This is a genomic window from Dermacoccus sp. Tok2021, assembly GCF_019895135.1.
Lineage (GTDB): Bacteria > Actinomycetota > Actinomycetes > Actinomycetales > Dermatophilaceae > Dermacoccus > Dermacoccus abyssi.
Genome location: NZ_JAGTHU010000005.1, coordinates 45,548 through 61,346 on the forward strand (window position 1 = coordinate 45,548; position 15,799 = coordinate 61,346).

The window sequence follows — 15,799 nt, forward strand, 5'->3', positions numbered from 1 at the left end:
CTCGTCCCGACACGGCCGGGCGCGAGGCTTCACGCCCCGCGCCCGGTCCGGAGGAACCCATGGAGAACTTCTTCGCCGGCCCCTGCCCGGTGACGAGCGACGACGGAACGCCGGCAGTTCGTCCCACGCGACGAGGCGTTGTCGCCGGCGCGCTCTCCGGCCTCGGCGCCCTGGCGCTCACCGGTTGCGAGGCGCAGTCTCGCGGCTCGTCGTCGGCGTCGAACTCGTCGTCGGCGGCGACATCGGCCCAACGCGCCACCTGGACGGTGGCCTCCGGGCCGCCGCGTCAGAGCGGCGTCACGACGAAGCCCGGCACGCACGCGCACTGGGTCGGGCTCGACCTACCGGACGACGCGACGAAGGACGAACTGCGTCGCGCCCTCGTCGTCCTCGACGACGCGGCGGCGCGCTTCGTCAAGGGCGCGTCACCCCTGCCCGACGTTGCCCACGAACTGGCTCCACGAGCCGGGGACGTGGCGATAGCCGTCGGCGTCGGCCCCCGCGTCTTCGACCTCGACGGCATGCGGGCCGAGGCTCCCGCGTGGCTGAAGCCCATTCCGTCCATGACGATCGACGACTTCGAGAAGCCGTGGAAGCAAACGGATCTCGTCGTCCAGGTCGACACCGACAACCCGGTCACGGTGAGTCACGTCGTCGGCCAGCTCGTCAGCGCACTCAAGGGCACGGCAACCCCGCGTTGGCAGCAACGGGGGTTCGCCGCTGGAGCTCGCCCGAGCGACGGCGGGGTGACGCGAAACCTCTTCGGTCAGCTCGACGGCATGGAGCAGCCGAACGTCGCGGGCACCGAGGCGGGCCGCGTGTGGAACGCGGCCCAGCCCGGCGCGTCCTGGATGGAGGGGACGACCGGCATGGTCATCCGCCGCATCCGCATGAACGTCGACGTGTGGCAGTCGCTTGACCGCACGGCTCAGGAGAACGCGATCGGCAGGCGCCTGACGAACGGCGCTCCGCTCACGGGGACGAAGACCACCGATCCGATCGACCTCGAGAAGACCGACGAGCTCGGCCTCACCGTCATTAACCCTGCGGCGCACGTGCCGCGGGCTATGCCGAAGAAGACGGGTGAGCGGATCCTGCGGCGTCCGTACAGCTACGAGGTCGCGCGTGACGACGGCACGAGTGATCGCGGGCTCGTGTTCGTCGCGTTCTGCGCCGACGTGGTCAGACAGTTCGTCCCCATCCAGCAACGGTTGGCCGAAGCCGACCTGCTCAACACCTGGACGACACCGATCGGCTCGGGGGTCTACCTCCTGCCTGCGGCGCCACGTCCGGGCCGCTACCTTGGTCAGGACATCGTCGAGGCCTGACGGCGCGCTTCCCGCCCACCCGCGTGGGCGGGAGTTCCCCGTATGCCGGGAGCACGGGACGCGCTGGGGCCGCTTTCGCGCGCCGGCGGCGAGCGTCACATGTGCGAGCGGTTGACGCTAGCGGTGGCTGGTACTTGACTGATCAGAGCTTTCAGGGTTTTTCCACGCCCCGCCAAGCGCGGGTGCGGCCCGTCGATGCCGAGGAGTACGGATGAAGCTGGCAGAGCAGATCGTCGAGCAGTTGCAGGCCGCAGGGGTGCGCCGCATCTACGGAATCGTGGGCGACAGTCTCAACCCGATCGTCGATGCGGTGCGTCGCACCGGCGGTGCGGCTCGCGGCGGCATCGACTGGATCCACGTGCGTCACGAGGAGGCCGCAGCCTTCGCCGCCAGCGCGGACGCGCAGGTGACAGGTGAACTCGCCGTGTGCGCGGGCTCGTGCGGCCCGGGGAACCTCCACCTCATCAACGGCCTCTACGACGCCAACCGCTCGGGTGCGCCGGTTCTGGCGATCGCCAGCCACATTCCCAGCGCCCAGATCGGCCAGGGCTTCTTCCAGGAGACCCACCCGGACCGCCTCTTCATCGAGTGCAGCGTCTACTCCGAACTCGTCAGCACACCGACGCAGAGCCCGCGGGTCGTGCAGGCCGCCATTCAGCACGCTGTGTCGATCGGAGGCGTCTCGGTCGTCACGCTGCCCGGTGACATCGCCGACGAGGAGGCCACGGCCGAGGTCACCCCCGTCGCCATCCCGACGAAGGGCGTCGTCATGCCCACCGACGACGTCGTGCGTCGGCTCGCGAGCGAGATCAACCGCGCTGAGACCGTGGCGATCTTCGGTGGGGCCGGGTGCGAGGGCGCGCACGCCGAGCTCATGGCGCTCGCGGAGAAGATCAAGGCCCCGATCGGGCACTCGCTGCGCGGCAAGGACTTCATCCAGTACGACAACCCGTTCGACGTGGGTATGACGGGTCTGCTCGGCTACGGAGCCGTCGCCGAGGGCATCGAGGACGCGGACCTCATGATCATGCTCGGCACCGACTTCCCGTACGACCAGTTCCTGCCCGACACACGTACCGTGCAGGTCGACACTCGCCCCGAACACCTCGGACGTCGTACGGCCGTCGATCTGCCGGTGCACGGAGATGTGAGGGCGACGCTCGCCGCCGTCCTGCCGCTCGTCGAGGAGAAGAAGAACTCGAAGTTCCTCGACCGCATGCTCAAGAAGCACGAGAAGCTCATGGACAAGGCCGTCGGCGCCTACACGCGCAAGGTGGAGAAGCACACGCCGATCCACCCGGAGTACGCCGCGTCGGTGCTCGACCGGACGCTCGCCGACGACGCGATCGTCACGGCCGACACCGGCATGTGCAACGTGTGGTCGGCGCGCTACATCCACCCGTCGGGTCGCGGACGGCTCATCTCGTCCGCGCTGCACGGTTCGATGGCCAACGCGCTGCCCCACGCGATCGGCGCTCAGTTCGCCTACCCCGAGCGGCAGGTCGTCTCCATGTCCGGTGACGGGGGGCTGTCGATGCTCATGGGCGACATGCTGACGGCGCACGCGTACGACCTTCCACTCACGGTCGTACTGTTCAACAACTCGACGCTGGGCATGGTCAAGCTCGAGATGCTCGTCGACAAGCTGCCTGACTTCGGTGTCGACGTGCCCGGCACGAACTACGCCGCCATCGCCGAGGCCATGGGCTGGCACGCGGTGCGCGTGGAGGATCCGAAGGACCTCGAGGCGGCCTACGCCGAAGCGTTCGCCCACAAGGGTCCGAGCCTCGTCGACGTGGTCACCGACCCGAGGGCTTTGTCGATCCCGCCGAAGATCACCAGCGACCAGGTCTTCGGTTTCGCCACGGCGATGAGCAAGATCGTCCTCAACGGCGGTGCGGGCGAGGCCGTCGCCATGGGACGCTCGAACCTGCGCAACATTCCCCGAACCTGGTGACGTTCGCGTGAGTCGGCCGCCGACGCTGAGATTTCGGAGCGTCCGGAACAGGCATAGTGTGAGGTGTCCCGTTCTTGAGGAGTGCTCTCATGTCTCAACCCGCGTCGGTGTCCGCTCACAACGACCAAAGGCAGTTCGTCCGCTCGATGGTGCCGCGCATGATCATCCTGGCGTTCATGTGCATCCTCGTGCAGGGGCTCATGGGTCTTTCCTACATGGGCGCCTTCGGCAAGCCTGACGCGAAGAACGCGCCGTTCCTCGTCGTCAGCCACCACGAGGGCAACGCGGGGTACATCGCGAACAAGCTCAACGCCGTCGAGGGTCAGCCGGTGCGCGCCACGATCAGCACCGATGAGAAGGCGGCGCTTCAGCAGGTGCGCGAGGACAAGGTCGTCGGCGTCTACGTGTTCAACCCGTCGAAGACAGAGAAGAAGGGCAGCGACGATCTGTACTACGCCTCCGCTCAGGGCGCCTCGCGCGCCCAGGTCGCGCAGACGGTCGGCCGAAACGTCGCGGACAAGGCCGAACGCGGGTTGAAGACGCACGATCTCGTCAAGGCAGCGCCGGACGACGCTCGCGGTACGGCCTCGTTCTACCTCGTGCTCTCCTGGCTCGTGGGCGCCTACCTCCTGCCCTCGGCGATGACGACGGCCGTCGGCACTCGTGCGCGTTCCGCTCTCGGCGCGCGCATGCGCCTCCTCCTCTTCGCGGGTTACGCCCTCCTGTCGGGCGTCGTCGGCACGGCTATCGCGCAGTACGGCCTCGACGCGTTGCGCGGTGACTTCTGGCCCATTGCGCTCATGGGGGCGGCACTCGTCTTCGCCGTGAGCACGTTCACCTACGGGCTCACCTCGTTGTTCGGCACGATCGGTATCGGCCTGTCGATTCTCATCTTCGTCATTCTCGGAAACCCCTCGGCCGGTGGCGCCTTCGCCTACGACGTGCTGCCGGAGCCCTGGCGCACGGTCGGCCCGTACCTGCCCAACGGCGCGGGAGTCGACGCGGTGCGCTCCCTGTCCTACTTCGGGGGCGTCGACCTCGAACGCCCGCTGTGGGTCGTGCTGGCCTGGGCCGTCGCCGGTCTGTGGATGATCTGGATGGTCGGCAACAACACCTACCGCTTCTCGCCACAGGGTGTCAGCGAGATCGAGGACGACTCGGTGGGCGTCGTCGGCGAGTTCGTCGAGCACCACCTGCCGTCGCACAGTGAGGCCGATGCGAGCGAGGCGCGCGAGCCGGCTGAGAAGGACGCTGGCGATGCCGACACCGCTGACGACACGGACGTTGACGCCGACTCCGACGCGGGTGACCACCCGGCACCACGAGGGCGCCACGCGGCGCCGGAGCCGGACGAATCGCCGCGCCACGACGGCTGACACGCCTGGTGTGAGCAACGCGGCCGCAGCCCCGATGAATTTCGCTTCACCGTGGGGGAATTGAGAAACTGGCGGGTATGACGACCGTCCTCGCCGTCCAGCCCGCCGAGCGTGTCGAAGGTGGACCCACCTCCGGCATCGCCGGTTTCGCCGTCGACCTCATGGAGAGCATCGGCGGCGTGGGGGCAGGGCTGCTCGTCGCTGCGGAGAACCTCTTCCCGCCGATTCCCAGCGAGGCGATCCTGCCGATCGCGGGTTTCGCCGCGGCCCAGGGCGTCATCACCCTGTGGGGAGCCATCCTCTGGACGACGGCGGGCTCGGTCATCGGTGCACTTGCCCTGTTCTGGCTGGGCCGAGCCATCGGCCGCGAGAAGCTGGTGCGCATCCTGGATCGCATGCCGCTCATGAAGGTCGAGGATCTCGAACGTACTGAGCGCTGGTTTGCCCGCCACGGCGACAAGGCCGTGTTCCTCGGGCGCATGGTGCCCGTGTTCCGTTCGCTCATCAGCGTTCCCGCAGGATTCACCGGCATGGCCGTGTGGAAGTTTACCGTCCTGACGACGATGGGCAGCCTCCTGTGGAACACCGCTTTCGTCCTCGCCGGTTATGTCCTCGGAGCGAACTGGCCGGTGATCGAGCCGTACGTCGGCGTGGCAGAGAAGATCGTCATCGGGCTGGTCGTCGTGGCACTCGTGTACTTCGTTCAGCACCGTCTGAGGCAGCGTCCGAGCGCGTCCTCCTGACGATAGTTTCTTAATTCCATACCGTCTGTGGGCGATTTTCCCAACAAGTGCATAAAGAGACTTTTCAACGAAAATCATTGCCGGGCAACGCTATTCGCGCATTTGCGTGCGGTTACTTCTCTTAAATAGATGCCATGCACACCCATCATGCAGACGATCGATTTATGAACGACATCATGATCGAGTTGGGGGCTCGACGTCGGGGGGGCGAATCGGACGTCGAGTGTGCACAGGAGAGCCTGAGGTTCGCCGGCCTCACCGCAGATGGAGTGGAATCGTCGTCGCCGATGACCCGCGCGCCCCGGGTCGTGCTGGCCACTGCAGAATCCATGCCGGAGGGGGCGGCGCAGCTGGCGCGCGACATCGTGGGGGCGATGTTGCCGGCGCGCCTCGACGTCTGTGGCATCCTCGCGCTCGGTGACGGGCCCGAGGTCTCCCTCGCGTATCCCGTCGAGCCCGATCCGGAGTTGGCCGAGGCCGTGGGTCGCCTGCGTGCTGCCGTGCCGGGCCTGCGCCGGGCCGTGTGGTTGCCGCACGTCACCGTCGCGCACCAGGTGCCGCGTCGCAAGGTGCCCGAGGCGATGGCCGAGCTGGGCGGAATCCCCGGTTCGTTCTTCGCCACGCAGCTGCGCTACGTCGACACGCGCGCACATGAGGCGCAGTCGCTGGTGGGCGTCTCATCCTCCGTCCTGTGAATCGGTGACGCGGCGGGGTCGCCTCTAGGGTCGACACCCATGAGTGACCCTGCCGCGCCCTTCTCCGACCTCGTCTCCGGTGACCGCGAACTCCTGCTGTTCGCCATGACGCCACCGCGGCGCACGACGAGCGACGAGCGGGTTCAGGAGATCGCCGACGCAGCTCTCTCGCGCCTCGACAAACTGGATGTCGACGCGCTCATCCTTTACGACCTCGACGACGAATCCGACCGTGCAGGTGACGACCGCCCGTTCCCCTACCTCGAGACGATGGACCCTGCGGCCTTTCTCGCCGGGCCTCTGTCCGCGTGGCAGGGCAACGCCATCGTCTACCGCTGCGTCGGTAAGTACGACGAGCAGGAACTGGCCTCGTTCCTCCACGGGTGCGCCGACGGTGACGCGACCGTCTTCGTCGGATCGAGTTCGACGGACAAACCCGTACGCACGAGTCTGCCGCGCGCCATTGAGGTGCACGCCGAGGTCGAGCGTGACGTGCTGCTGGGTGGCGTCGTCATTCCCGAACGGCACGCGCGGAGCAAGGACGAGCACGAGCGTCTGCTGCGCAAGCAGGACGGTGGGGTGGGCTTCTTCGTCAGCCAGGTCGTCTATGACACGGGCGAGGCGAAGGACGTGATCTCCGACTACGTCTATGCGTGTGAGGAGCGTGGCGTCGCGCCCGCGCGCGTCGTGTTCACCCTGTCGCTGTGCGGTTCGGAGAAGACGCTCGACTTCCTCCAGTGGCTCGGAGTCGACGTGCCGCGCTGGGTGCAGAACGAACTGCGCCGCAGTCACGACACGCTCGAGGCGTCGTACGAACACTGCATCGCGGCCGCGCACGAACTGGCGCGCTTCTGCCGGTATCTCGGGTTGCCGTTCGGCTTCAACGTCGAGAGCGTCTCGACTCGCAGGGTGGAGATCGAGGCCACGGTGCAGCTTGCGCAGGATGTCGCGCGCATTCTCGATCGGGGTCCGCAGGCCGGACCGGAGTCCAGTGTGTCCGGGGCTTCGCCGCGCTCGGCGTTCGCGCGGACCGGAACGCGCTGACGCCGCGCGGTCGACGCCACGAGACGGACGAGCGACCTTTTTCGAGTTTCGGGAAGGGGCCCAATCGGACGATCGGGCTGGCTACTGTGACGTAAACCACACCCCACGAACGAAGGACCCGTCGTGCGACCCTCCCGTTTCACCGCCGCCCTCGGTCTAGCCTGTGCCGCCTCCCTCGGCCTCGGCGTCACCACGACCGCCACCGCCTCTTCCGCCTCCGCGGCGACGGGCGACTTCTACACGCCCCCGGCTGCTGTTCCGGCTCAGCCGGGCACCCTCATGAAGTCGGAGAAGTTCTTCACCGGCCTCAACATGTGGGGCAACACGACCCGCATCATGTACTCCTCCAAGGACGACAACGGGCAGCCCACGGCCGTCACGGGCGCCTACATCGAGCCGTGGGCCGCGTGGAAGGGCCCGGGTCCGCGCCCGGTCGTCGTCTACGGCGTCGGCACGATCGGCCAGGGCGACCAGTGCGCGCCGTCGCGGATGATGGCGAGCTCCATCAACCTCTCGACGCCCGGGTCGCTCGGGGTGAACTACGAGACGCAGGGTATGAACAACCTGCTCGCCAAGGGCGTCGCCGTCGTCGTCACCGACTACATCGGGCTCGGTACGCCGGGCCGCCCGCACACGTACATGAACCGTGACGACCAGGCGCACGCCATGCTCGACGCCGCGCGCGTCGCGAGCAAGGTGCCCGGCGCCACCGTGAAGGCGAACTCCAAGGTCGCGACGTACGGCTACTCCCAGGGCGGCGGCGCCTCGGCCGCTGCCGTCGAGGCCGCGCCGACGTACGCCCCGGATCTCGACGTCGCCGCCGCCTACGTGGGAGCCCCGCCGGCCGACCTCGAGAAGGTGCTCGCCGGTGTCGACGGCAGCCCGATCGCGGGCGTCATCGGCTACTTCATCAACGGGGCGGCCAGCTCGAGCGCGGCCGTCAAGGCGTTCGCCGACGAGAGCGTCAACGCCACGGGCAAGACGATGCTCTCGCGCACGTCGGGTCAGTGCACGGTCGACACCGTCGTGTCCTACGGCTACCGCAAGACGAGCGACTTCACGGCCACCGGTGAGCCCATCGCGGCCGTCATGGCGCGCAACGAGGAAGTCACCGGGTTCGTGCGCGCGCAGCGCACCGGCACGATGAAGCCGACGGCGGCCGTGCGCGTCGCCACGGGCGTCGCGGACGACGTCGTCCCGCACGCTCAGTCGAAGCAGCTCGCACTCGACTGGTGTGGCAAGGGCGCGAACGTGACGTACGCGCCGATTCCGGGCCTCTCGCTCGGGCCGAAGTCGCTTCTCAACCACGCCAACCCGATGCTGGCCGACCAGCTCACCGCGCGTGACTGGGTCGTGCAGCGACTCTCCGGAGCGCCCGCGACGGGCAACTGCTCCACCGCGGCGGGCCTCAAGTAGCTCGTCCGGTACGCATGAAGGCGCCCACCCGTGAAGTCGACGGGTGGGCGCCTTCGTGCGCGCGGAGCGTCAGGCCTGTTCGACCCGGGCGCGGTGGATGAGCGCACCCGACCCGAGCCCGATGACGAGGCCCGCGAAGAACGCACCCATCGCTGGGTACTTGACGAAAACGATAGGCGACAGCGCGACGAGCACGAGGCAGGCAGCGGCCACAGCTGCCGGCGGGATGCGCAGCAGCGCGCGGAAGGCGACGAAGCCGACCACGTTGCCGATGAGCCAGCCGACGACCGGGTCGATGAGCCAGCTCGGCTCGGGCAGGAGGCCCTTTTCCGGCTGGAAAATCCACAGGAGGAGGACGAGGACGCCGAGAGCGACGAGGTCGATGGCGATCCAGGCGGCGGCAGAGAAGGTGATGTCACCGTCGACGCGGCGACGGTCGGTGTGGTTGGTCATGGCGGTTCCTCTCAGGAAGGGGTCTCCATCACTGTGCCCACGCGCCGTGATCATGCGTGCGTCACTGCGGCGAATGGAGACGAAACAGTTACCTGACAGTAATTTCCCGAGGTTGTGATCAGCGACCGGTCCGCATGCGGAACAGGACGAAGCAGATGAGCGCCAGGACGATGGCGACGACCGCGGCGAGTGAACCTCCGGACAGCTTGGCCAGCGCGATACCCAGGGTCACCCCGGCGAGGCCGAGCAGGAAGACGCGCAGACGCGGAGAGTTGCTCATTCCACCAGGGTAGACGCCGCGCGGGCGTCCGCGCGGCGGCGAAGGCCGCGGCGGATCGTGAAGCGCAGGGCTCGGGCGGCGCTCGTGCCGAAGACGAGGCCGAGGGCGATGGCGAGCACGACGCTCGTCGCGTTCATCGCCGTCGGCCACGACTCGCGCGGATCGATGCCGAGCTGGGTCACCGTCACGAGGCCCAACGAGCCGGGCACGAGGAGCCAGAAGCTGGGCAGGAACAGCACCATGCGCGACATCGTCGGGCGTGCCAGGGCGATGACCCAGGCGCTGAAGCTCGCGACGAAGGCGCCGGCGAGTGCGCCGCCCCAGGCCGGGGCGTCGACCCAGTTCTGCACCGACCACTGCGTCACGTACGTCGAGGCGGTGACGAACAGGACGCCGGGCGCGAGGCGGCGCGGCACCGACTCCATGAAGCAGATGCCGAGGGTGAGCAGGACGAGACCGACGAAGCCTGCGAGCGGGCCGATCTCGTCGACGCGCGCGTTGGCGAAGGCCTCCGGTGGCACGTCGAGGAGGATGCTCGCACCGGCGACCCCGGCTGCGAACATGACGAGCTGGGTCGTGCCGTAGGCGAGGCGTGAGGCGCCGGAGACCATGGCCCCGGCGACGAGTTCCGACAAGCCCGTGACCAGCAGGGCACCCGGCAACAGGACGGCCACGGGCGGCAACATCGTCCGCAGCGGGCTCGTGATGAAGCCCGCTTGGAACGCGGCGAAGGCCGCCGCGGCGACGAGGAATCCGGCGAAGAGCGGCAGGAGGGCGCTCGGTACGAGGCGTCGCCCGGTGAGGCGGATGAGGGCGATCGTGATGGGGCTCGCCACAGCTGCGAACAGCACGCTCGGCCACGTCGGTTGGAGGATGCCGGCAATGCCCGCCGCCACGGTGAACCCACCGAGGTACATGCCGGTGACGGGGAAACGGGCACGCTGCGCGCGCAGGCCCTTGAGAGCGTCGAGCGCGGCGGTCGGCGTCAGGGCGCCCGTCTCGAGGCCGTGCTGGATGCCGGCGACGCGGGCCGTCTGGTCGAGGCGCAGGGAGCCCTCGACCGACTCGAACGTCGCCGGGGCGCCGTGGCCGAGGCTGAGCGTGACACCGTCCGGGGTGGCGTTGATCTGCGCACCGGGGAGACCGATCGCGCGGGCTGCGCGCACGACGTCCTCGGTGGCCTCGTGGGCGCCGGCGCCGCCGGCCATGTGCGCGGCCGCGAGGTAGACGAGCAGCTGACGCGTCTGGGCGTCAGTGAGGGCGTCGGGGCTCGCAGTCACCGGACGATGGTACGCGGGCCTTCACGTGCCGAGCCGCCCCTCGCGTTCGTGGTGACGTTCGTTGCGGTTGGTGACGTTGCACCGTCACCAACCGCAGCAAACGTCACCAGCTAGGAGCGGGGCTCGAGCAGTCTGGCGGCGTTGTCGTGGAGAACGCCGCGCATCCAGTCGTCACCGAGGTCGAGACGCGCCAGGGCGTCGAGCTGGTGGATGTAGGGGTAAGGGATGTTGGGGAAGTCGCTGCCCAGCACCACCTTGTCGCCGATGTCGACGAGGCGCGGCAGATACTCGCGCGGGTACGGCGTGAGCGATTCGGTGAAGTCGGTGAACGCCATCGTCGTGTCGAGGTGGACGCGTTCGAAGCGTTCGGCGAGGTCGAGGAAGCGCCCGTACTCGGAGTTGCCCATGTGGGCGATGAGGAGCGTCAGCGCGGGGTGGCGCTCGAGAAGGGATTCGACGCGGTCGGGGCCGGTGAACTCACCTGGCATCGGGCCGGAGCCGCAGTGGATGACGACAGGCGTGCCCTTCGCCTCGAGCTGTGCCCAGGCGTCGTCGAGGGTGGGATCGAGAGGGTCGTAGCCGCCGACCTGGATGTGCACCTTGAAGATCTGCGCACCCGCGTCGAGGGCCTCGGCGACGTAGGTGGGAGCCTCGGGTTCGGCGTAGAACGTGGCGCTCGGGATGGCCTCCGGCGTGTTCGCGGCGAACTCGCGTGACCAGGCGTTGAGCCATTCGGCCATGCCGGGCCGGTGCGGGTAATTGAGGGAGCTGAAGCGGGTGACGCCGAAGTCACGCAGGGTGGCAACGCGCTCGGCTTCGTCGGTGCGGTAGGTGATCGTCCACGGCCCCGCCGCGGTCTCGATGGCGTCGAAGTAGGCCCACACCTTGTCGAGCACGTTCTGCGGCATGAAGTGGGTGTGGACGTCGATGAGGCCCGGCAGCTCGAGACGCTGGGCGTGCGCGCGGACCTGGGCAGCTTCGTCGTGTCGGCTCGGGTTCGTCACCACGCCAGGATGCCGCAGAGGGGCGGTGTCGGTGGGCGAACGCGGCCGTTCGTTCATCGCGCGCGCCGGGTGAACAGGCTGTAGAACGACAAAAGGGCCGGTGGCACGCGGTTATTTGCATGCCCACCGACCCTTCGGGCCGTCCCGATCAGACGGAGCAGTGGTCGCCTTCGCAGGACGGGCCGTGGTCGTGGGCAGCCTGAGCCGTGACGGCATCATCGCTCGTCGAGGCCGCGGTATCGCCGTGGAGCTCGTTCCACGTCTGTGCGAGAGCCTGCTCAAACAGCTCGACGGGCTGTGCACCCGAGATGGCGTACTTCTCGCCGAGCACGAAGAACGGCACGCCGGTGATGCCGAGCGCGCGGGCCTGCTCCTCGTCACCGCGCACGTCGTCGGCGAAGTCGGTGCCGGCGAGCAGCGCTCGCACCTGGTCGGAGGGCAGTTCGAGCTCTTCGCCGAGGCGCTGCAGCTCGGTCGTGTCGCCGACCGCGACGCCCTCGGTGAAGTAAGCGCGCATGAGGAGCTCGTGCGCTTCGGTGGCGCGCCCGTGCTGCGCGGCCAGGTGGACGAGACGGTGAGCATCGAACGTGTTGCCGAACTTGGCTTCGCGCCAGTTGAACGCGAGGCCGACCTCGGCCGCGCGGGCGGCGATGTCCTCCTGGCTGCGCTCGGACTGCTCCGGCGTCATGCCGTACTTGGCGGCGATCTTCTCGACGAGGGTGCCGTCGGGCACGGCCTCGATCGTCGGGTCGAGTTCGTAGGAGTGCCAGACGATCTCCACGTCGTCAGCGTGCTCGAAACCGTCGAGCGCGAGCTCGAGGTGGCGCTTGCCGATGTAGCAGAACGGGCAGACGATGTCGCTCCAGATGTCGATCTTCACGCGGGGTGAAACGTCGTGGGGGCATGTTCGATTCCGCACAGGCACCGGCGGGAGCCCCACCCCGGTGTGTTGTTCTGGGGAGACACGCACGCCCCCTCCCGTCACAGGAGCCGAGCGGCGCTGCCCGACGGGAGGGGGCGTGCTGGGCCGATGGCCTGTGCCCGATCCGAGGGGGCGCAAGCCGTCGCCACGGGCTCGTTCGTCGTCTTCGCCGTTGCCGTGGTGGCCGTCTGGGTCCTCACGATCGTGTCGATCCTGCGCTCGAGCTACACGTGGGGAATCAAGGCGTTGGCGCTGCTCGCAACCCTCCTCTTCCCGTTCGTCAGTTTCCTCGCGTGGTTCCTGTGGGTGAAGAAGCAGCAGCCCGGGTACGCGGGACGCTGACGGGGGCAGGGTCAGGCTGGGCAGACTCCCCTGCGGTTGGGTAGCGGCAGACTCTGCCCAACCGCAGGAAACCCTGCCCAACGAGGGTCAGGGCTAGAGCTGACTCACCAGAGCGTCATCGACTCCCGCAGCACGCGCTCGACGTCGGCCTCGGTGATCTCGGCCGGCGCCGTGGCGAGCAGGCGCTGCTGCTTCATCGTTCCCTCGACGAGCCTCGGAAGATCGGCGTCCGAATACCCCACGGCGGCAAGCCCGTTGGGCAAGCCGATGTCTCGCATGAGGCGACGCAGGGCGTTCGGTAGGGCGTCGCGCCCCAGGTCGCTCACCGACGTGTCGGGCTCGAGCAGCGCCGCCATCTCGTGGTGACGCTCCGGGTTCGCGGGGTAGAGCAGTGCGAAGGCCGCCGGCGCCGTCAGCGCCACGGCCATGCCGTGCGGCACCATCGCGTGGTCGGCGTCGTACCCGTCAGGCCGGAAGTCGCGCACCATGCCGGCGATCGGATAGGCGTTCGCGTGCGGCAGGTGCACGCCCGCGTTGCCGAAGCCCATACCCGCGAACGTCGCCGCGAGCGCCATGGCCCCGCGCGCCTCGGCGTCGTGGCCGCTCTGGACGGCGGTGCGGAACGAGCCGGCGAGCAGACGTACGGCCTCGCGCGACCACATGTCGCTGATCGGGTTGGCGCCGCAGTACGGCACCCGCTCGGACGCTTCCTTGCGGGCGAACTCGGTGTACGGCTTGGCCGTGTAGCTCTCGAGGGCGTGACACAGGATGTCCATGCCCGACGCCGCCGTCACGCCTGCCGGCTGGCTCATCGTGAGGTCCGGGTCGATGACGGCCATGCGCGGGCGCAGCGCAGGGTGACTGATGCCGGTCTTGACGTTCTGCTCGAGGACGTCGAGCACGCAGATCGTCGTCGACTCGCTGCCCGTGCCCGTCGTCGTCGGGACGGCGATGAGGGGCACGAGCGGCTTCGTCGGGTTCGCGCCCCCTCCGACGGGGGCGTTCACGTAGTCCATCAACTCGCCGTCGTTCGTCGTCATGAGGTTGATCGCCTTGGCGGTGTCGATGCTGGACCCGCCTCCCACGGCGACGATGACGTCCCACGGACCGTGCTCGCGCGCCCACGCGGTGGCTTCCTCGAGGGAGGCGTCCGTCGGTTCGACGTGCGAGTCGGTGAAGACGTCGACCCGCAACCCCGACGTTTCCAGCGCCTCCACGACCGGGGTGACGATGCCCGCGGCGGCCACGCCGGGATCGCTCACGACGGCGGCGGTGCGAGCGCCCAGCGTCGTCGCGTCGTGGCCGAGTTCGGTGACAGCTCCGGTGCCGTACTTCAGGTGCGGGCTGCCGTAGGTGAAGATCGTCTCGCTCATGGCTCCGACGCTACGCCCGAGGTGAGCACGTGCGTGGGCAGTGGACTCCGGAAGATCAGCGCTTCGTCAGGTCCTCGGCCAACATGACGAGGATGCCGCTCGGCCCGCGCACGTAGGTGAGCGCGAAGACGTCCTGGTAGTTCGCGACGCCACGCAACGGGTGGCAGCCGTGCCGCGCGGCGACGGCGAGCGCTTCGTCGAGGTCGTCGACGCGGAACGCCGCACGGTGCATCCCGATCTCGTGCGGCAGCGTCGGCTCGATCGCGATCGCGTGGGGGTGGAGGTACTCGAACAGTTCGATGCGCCCGAGCCGTCCGGCACCTCGAGCAGGGCGATCTTGGCGTGGTTGCCGTCGAGGCCGACTGCGGTGTCGGGCCATTCGCCGCTGACCTCGTCACGCCCGACGACGTTCAGGCCGAGGTCGGTGAAGAAGGCGACGGCGGCGTCGAGGTCGTCGACGGCAATGCCGACGTTGTCCAGGGTGATGGCCATGACCGACACGCTACCGAGGGGCGGCTGTTCCTCACGGTTCCTCGGGTGGACGCTCGTCGCCTGCTCGGGTCGAGCCGGTGCGCTGTGCGGCACCAGGCATGTCGCCTAGGCGTTCGCGGCGTCGGGCCTGGCGGGCCACCCGCGCTTGCGCTCGCTCGAGCGGCAGTTCCTGACGACGCACGCGCACCGCCTTCATCTGCTCCCGCACCGCCTCGCGCATCTGCTCGCGCGGGTAGGGGCGGCCGCCGATGATGTCGCGGATGGCGTTCCAGCGCGCGTCGTACGTCGCGTCGAACCGGCGCTCGGCCCGTCGCGCGAGCCATCCGTCCTTCTTGTAGCGCCGCCGCGCCCACCATGACCCCGGCTTCGCCACGCGCACGGCGCCGATGATCCCGACGAGCGGCACGAAGACGCCGACGAGGCCGGTGGGCAACTTGCCCTTGAGGATCGTCACGACGACGAAACCGAGGTTGACGATGCCGAGCGTCGACAGCAGTGCGCCGGGCAGGTCGTTGCCGGTGGGCACGACGTCGAGCGGGTTGGCACCGATGACGAGCGCCGCGGTGATCGTCACCGCGACGATGAGCGCCGTCACCGACTGACGTCCCTCCTCCTGCCAGTACACGTCGTCGAGGTGGAGCCACATGGCGAACTCGTCGAGCGTGAGCGCCGCGCCCATGCCGAACAGGGCCGCGAGGACGTTGAGCGCGAGCCCCCGCTCGGGCAGGTAGGTGATGAGCAGCAGACCGCTGAAGAGCACCATGAGGATGCCCCACACCTGGTGGTGCACGTGGATGCCGGCGACGACGATGTTGCGGATGAGCCCGGGTTCGGCGTTCTCCTTGAGGTATGCCTCGGCGCGGTCGGCCTTGTGGCGGATGTAGCGCGTCGTCGTGCGGGTGGCCGCCGTCGTGAAGACGAACGCGATGAGCAGCCACAGGACGGCGTGGCGGCTCGGGTCGATCATGCTGCCATCGTAGGTCGGGGGCGAGTTGTGGCCCGCTACGGCGCGTGTGGGCCGAACCGCTCCGTAGCGGGGGCGGAGCGGATATTCTCGCGGCATCGGACCGACCGAGCACCACCGACGGGGGAGC

General features: G+C 68.7%; 15 protein-coding genes and 1 pseudogene. 8 read left to right on the forward strand and 8 right to left on the reverse strand.

From position 1 onward, the window contains the following. Positions 1-59 precede the first annotated feature (59 nt). The 7 genes from K9D12_RS04605 to K9D12_RS04635 all read left to right on the forward strand — a co-directional run bounded on the left by K9D12_RS04605 (position 60) and on the right by K9D12_RS04635 (position 8,559). A complete protein-coding gene (locus K9D12_RS04605; protein WP_129665877.1) occupies positions 60-1,328 on the forward strand; it encodes a Dyp-type peroxidase in 1,269 nt (422 codons plus the stop codon). Positions 1,329-1,539: 211 nt separating this feature from the next. Further along, complete coding sequence (locus K9D12_RS04610) at positions 1,540-3,285, forward strand: pyruvate dehydrogenase (RefSeq protein WP_129665879.1); 1,746 nt, start codon at positions 1,540-1,542, stop codon at positions 3,283-3,285. Positions 3,286-3,374: 89 nt separating this feature from the next. Continuing rightward, positions 3,375-4,661, forward strand: coding sequence for an ABC transporter permease (locus K9D12_RS04615; RefSeq protein ID WP_129665881.1), 1,287 nt, complete (start codon positions 3,375-3,377; stop codon positions 4,659-4,661). A gap of 77 nt (positions 4,662-4,738) precedes the next feature. After that, entirely contained in the window at positions 4,739-5,404 is a 666-nt protein-coding gene (locus tag K9D12_RS04620; RefSeq protein ID WP_129665883.1) for a DedA family protein, read from the forward strand. A 287-nt stretch (positions 5,405-5,691) separates the two neighbouring features. Continuing rightward, a complete protein-coding gene (locus tag K9D12_RS04625) occupies positions 5,692-6,099 on the forward strand; it encodes a hypothetical protein (protein ID WP_223059601.1) in 408 nt (135 codons plus the stop codon). A 39-nt stretch (positions 6,100-6,138) separates the two neighbouring features. Continuing rightward, positions 6,139-7,143, forward strand: coding sequence for a methylenetetrahydrofolate reductase (locus tag K9D12_RS04630; RefSeq protein WP_223059602.1), 1,005 nt, complete (start codon positions 6,139-6,141; stop codon positions 7,141-7,143). A 123-nt stretch (positions 7,144-7,266) separates the two neighbouring features. Continuing rightward, entirely contained in the window at positions 7,267-8,559 is a 1,293-nt protein-coding gene (locus K9D12_RS04635) for a lipase family protein (RefSeq protein ID WP_129665887.1), read from the forward strand. Between the two features lie 69 nt (positions 8,560-8,628). Here the strand turns inward: K9D12_RS04635 and K9D12_RS04640 are convergent, their stop codons facing one another. The 5 genes from K9D12_RS04640 to K9D12_RS04660 all read right to left on the reverse strand — a co-directional run bounded on the left by K9D12_RS04640 (position 8,629) and on the right by K9D12_RS04660 (position 12,456). Next, complete coding sequence (locus tag K9D12_RS04640) at positions 8,629-9,012, reverse strand: hypothetical protein (protein ID WP_047310940.1); 384 nt, start codon at positions 9,010-9,012, stop codon at positions 8,629-8,631. Positions 9,013-9,130: 118 nt separating this feature from the next. Further along, the gene (locus tag K9D12_RS04645; protein WP_165357948.1) at positions 9,131-9,292 is read right to left on the reverse strand and encodes a hypothetical protein; all 162 of its coding nucleotides are present in this window, start codon (positions 9,290-9,292) and stop codon (positions 9,131-9,133) included. Next, the gene (locus K9D12_RS04650; RefSeq protein ID WP_223059603.1) at positions 9,289-10,572 is read right to left on the reverse strand and encodes a threonine/serine exporter family protein; all 1,284 of its coding nucleotides are present in this window, start codon (positions 10,570-10,572) and stop codon (positions 9,289-9,291) included. The genes K9D12_RS04645 and K9D12_RS04650 overlap by 4 nt, the downstream gene beginning before the upstream one ends. Positions 10,573-10,682: 110 nt before the next feature. After that, a complete protein-coding gene (locus K9D12_RS04655; RefSeq protein ID WP_370633455.1) occupies positions 10,683-11,576 on the reverse strand; it encodes an amidohydrolase family protein in 894 nt (297 codons plus the stop codon). A gap of 148 nt (positions 11,577-11,724) precedes the next feature. Then, positions 11,725-12,456 (reverse strand): DsbA family oxidoreductase, encoded by a 732-nt coding sequence (locus tag K9D12_RS04660; RefSeq protein ID WP_223059605.1) that lies wholly within the window; start codon positions 12,454-12,456, stop codon positions 11,725-11,727. 150 nt (positions 12,457-12,606) lie between these two features. Between K9D12_RS04660 and K9D12_RS04665 the strand changes: the two genes are divergently transcribed. Continuing rightward, positions 12,607-12,840: a hypothetical protein gene (locus K9D12_RS04665; RefSeq protein ID WP_223059606.1), complete on the forward strand. Its 234-nt coding sequence runs from the start codon at positions 12,607-12,609 to the stop codon at positions 12,838-12,840. A gap of 104 nt (positions 12,841-12,944) precedes the next feature. On the opposite strand, the gene K9D12_RS04670 is transcribed toward K9D12_RS04665, so the two are convergent. From K9D12_RS04670 to K9D12_RS04680, 3 genes and pseudogenes are all read right to left on the reverse strand, one after another. Next, the gene (locus K9D12_RS04670) at positions 12,945-14,213 is read right to left on the reverse strand and encodes a hydroxyacid-oxoacid transhydrogenase (RefSeq protein WP_223059607.1); all 1,269 of its coding nucleotides are present in this window, start codon (positions 14,211-14,213) and stop codon (positions 12,945-12,947) included. A gap of 55 nt (positions 14,214-14,268) precedes the next feature. Beyond that, positions 14,269-14,705: pseudogene (locus tag K9D12_RS04675) on the reverse strand (VOC family protein). A gap of 31 nt (positions 14,706-14,736) precedes the next feature. Next, positions 14,737-15,672, reverse strand: a complete 936-nt coding sequence (locus K9D12_RS04680) for a hypothetical protein (protein ID WP_223059608.1) — start codon at positions 15,670-15,672, stop codon at positions 14,737-14,739. Positions 15,673-15,799: the final 127 nt, after the last annotated feature.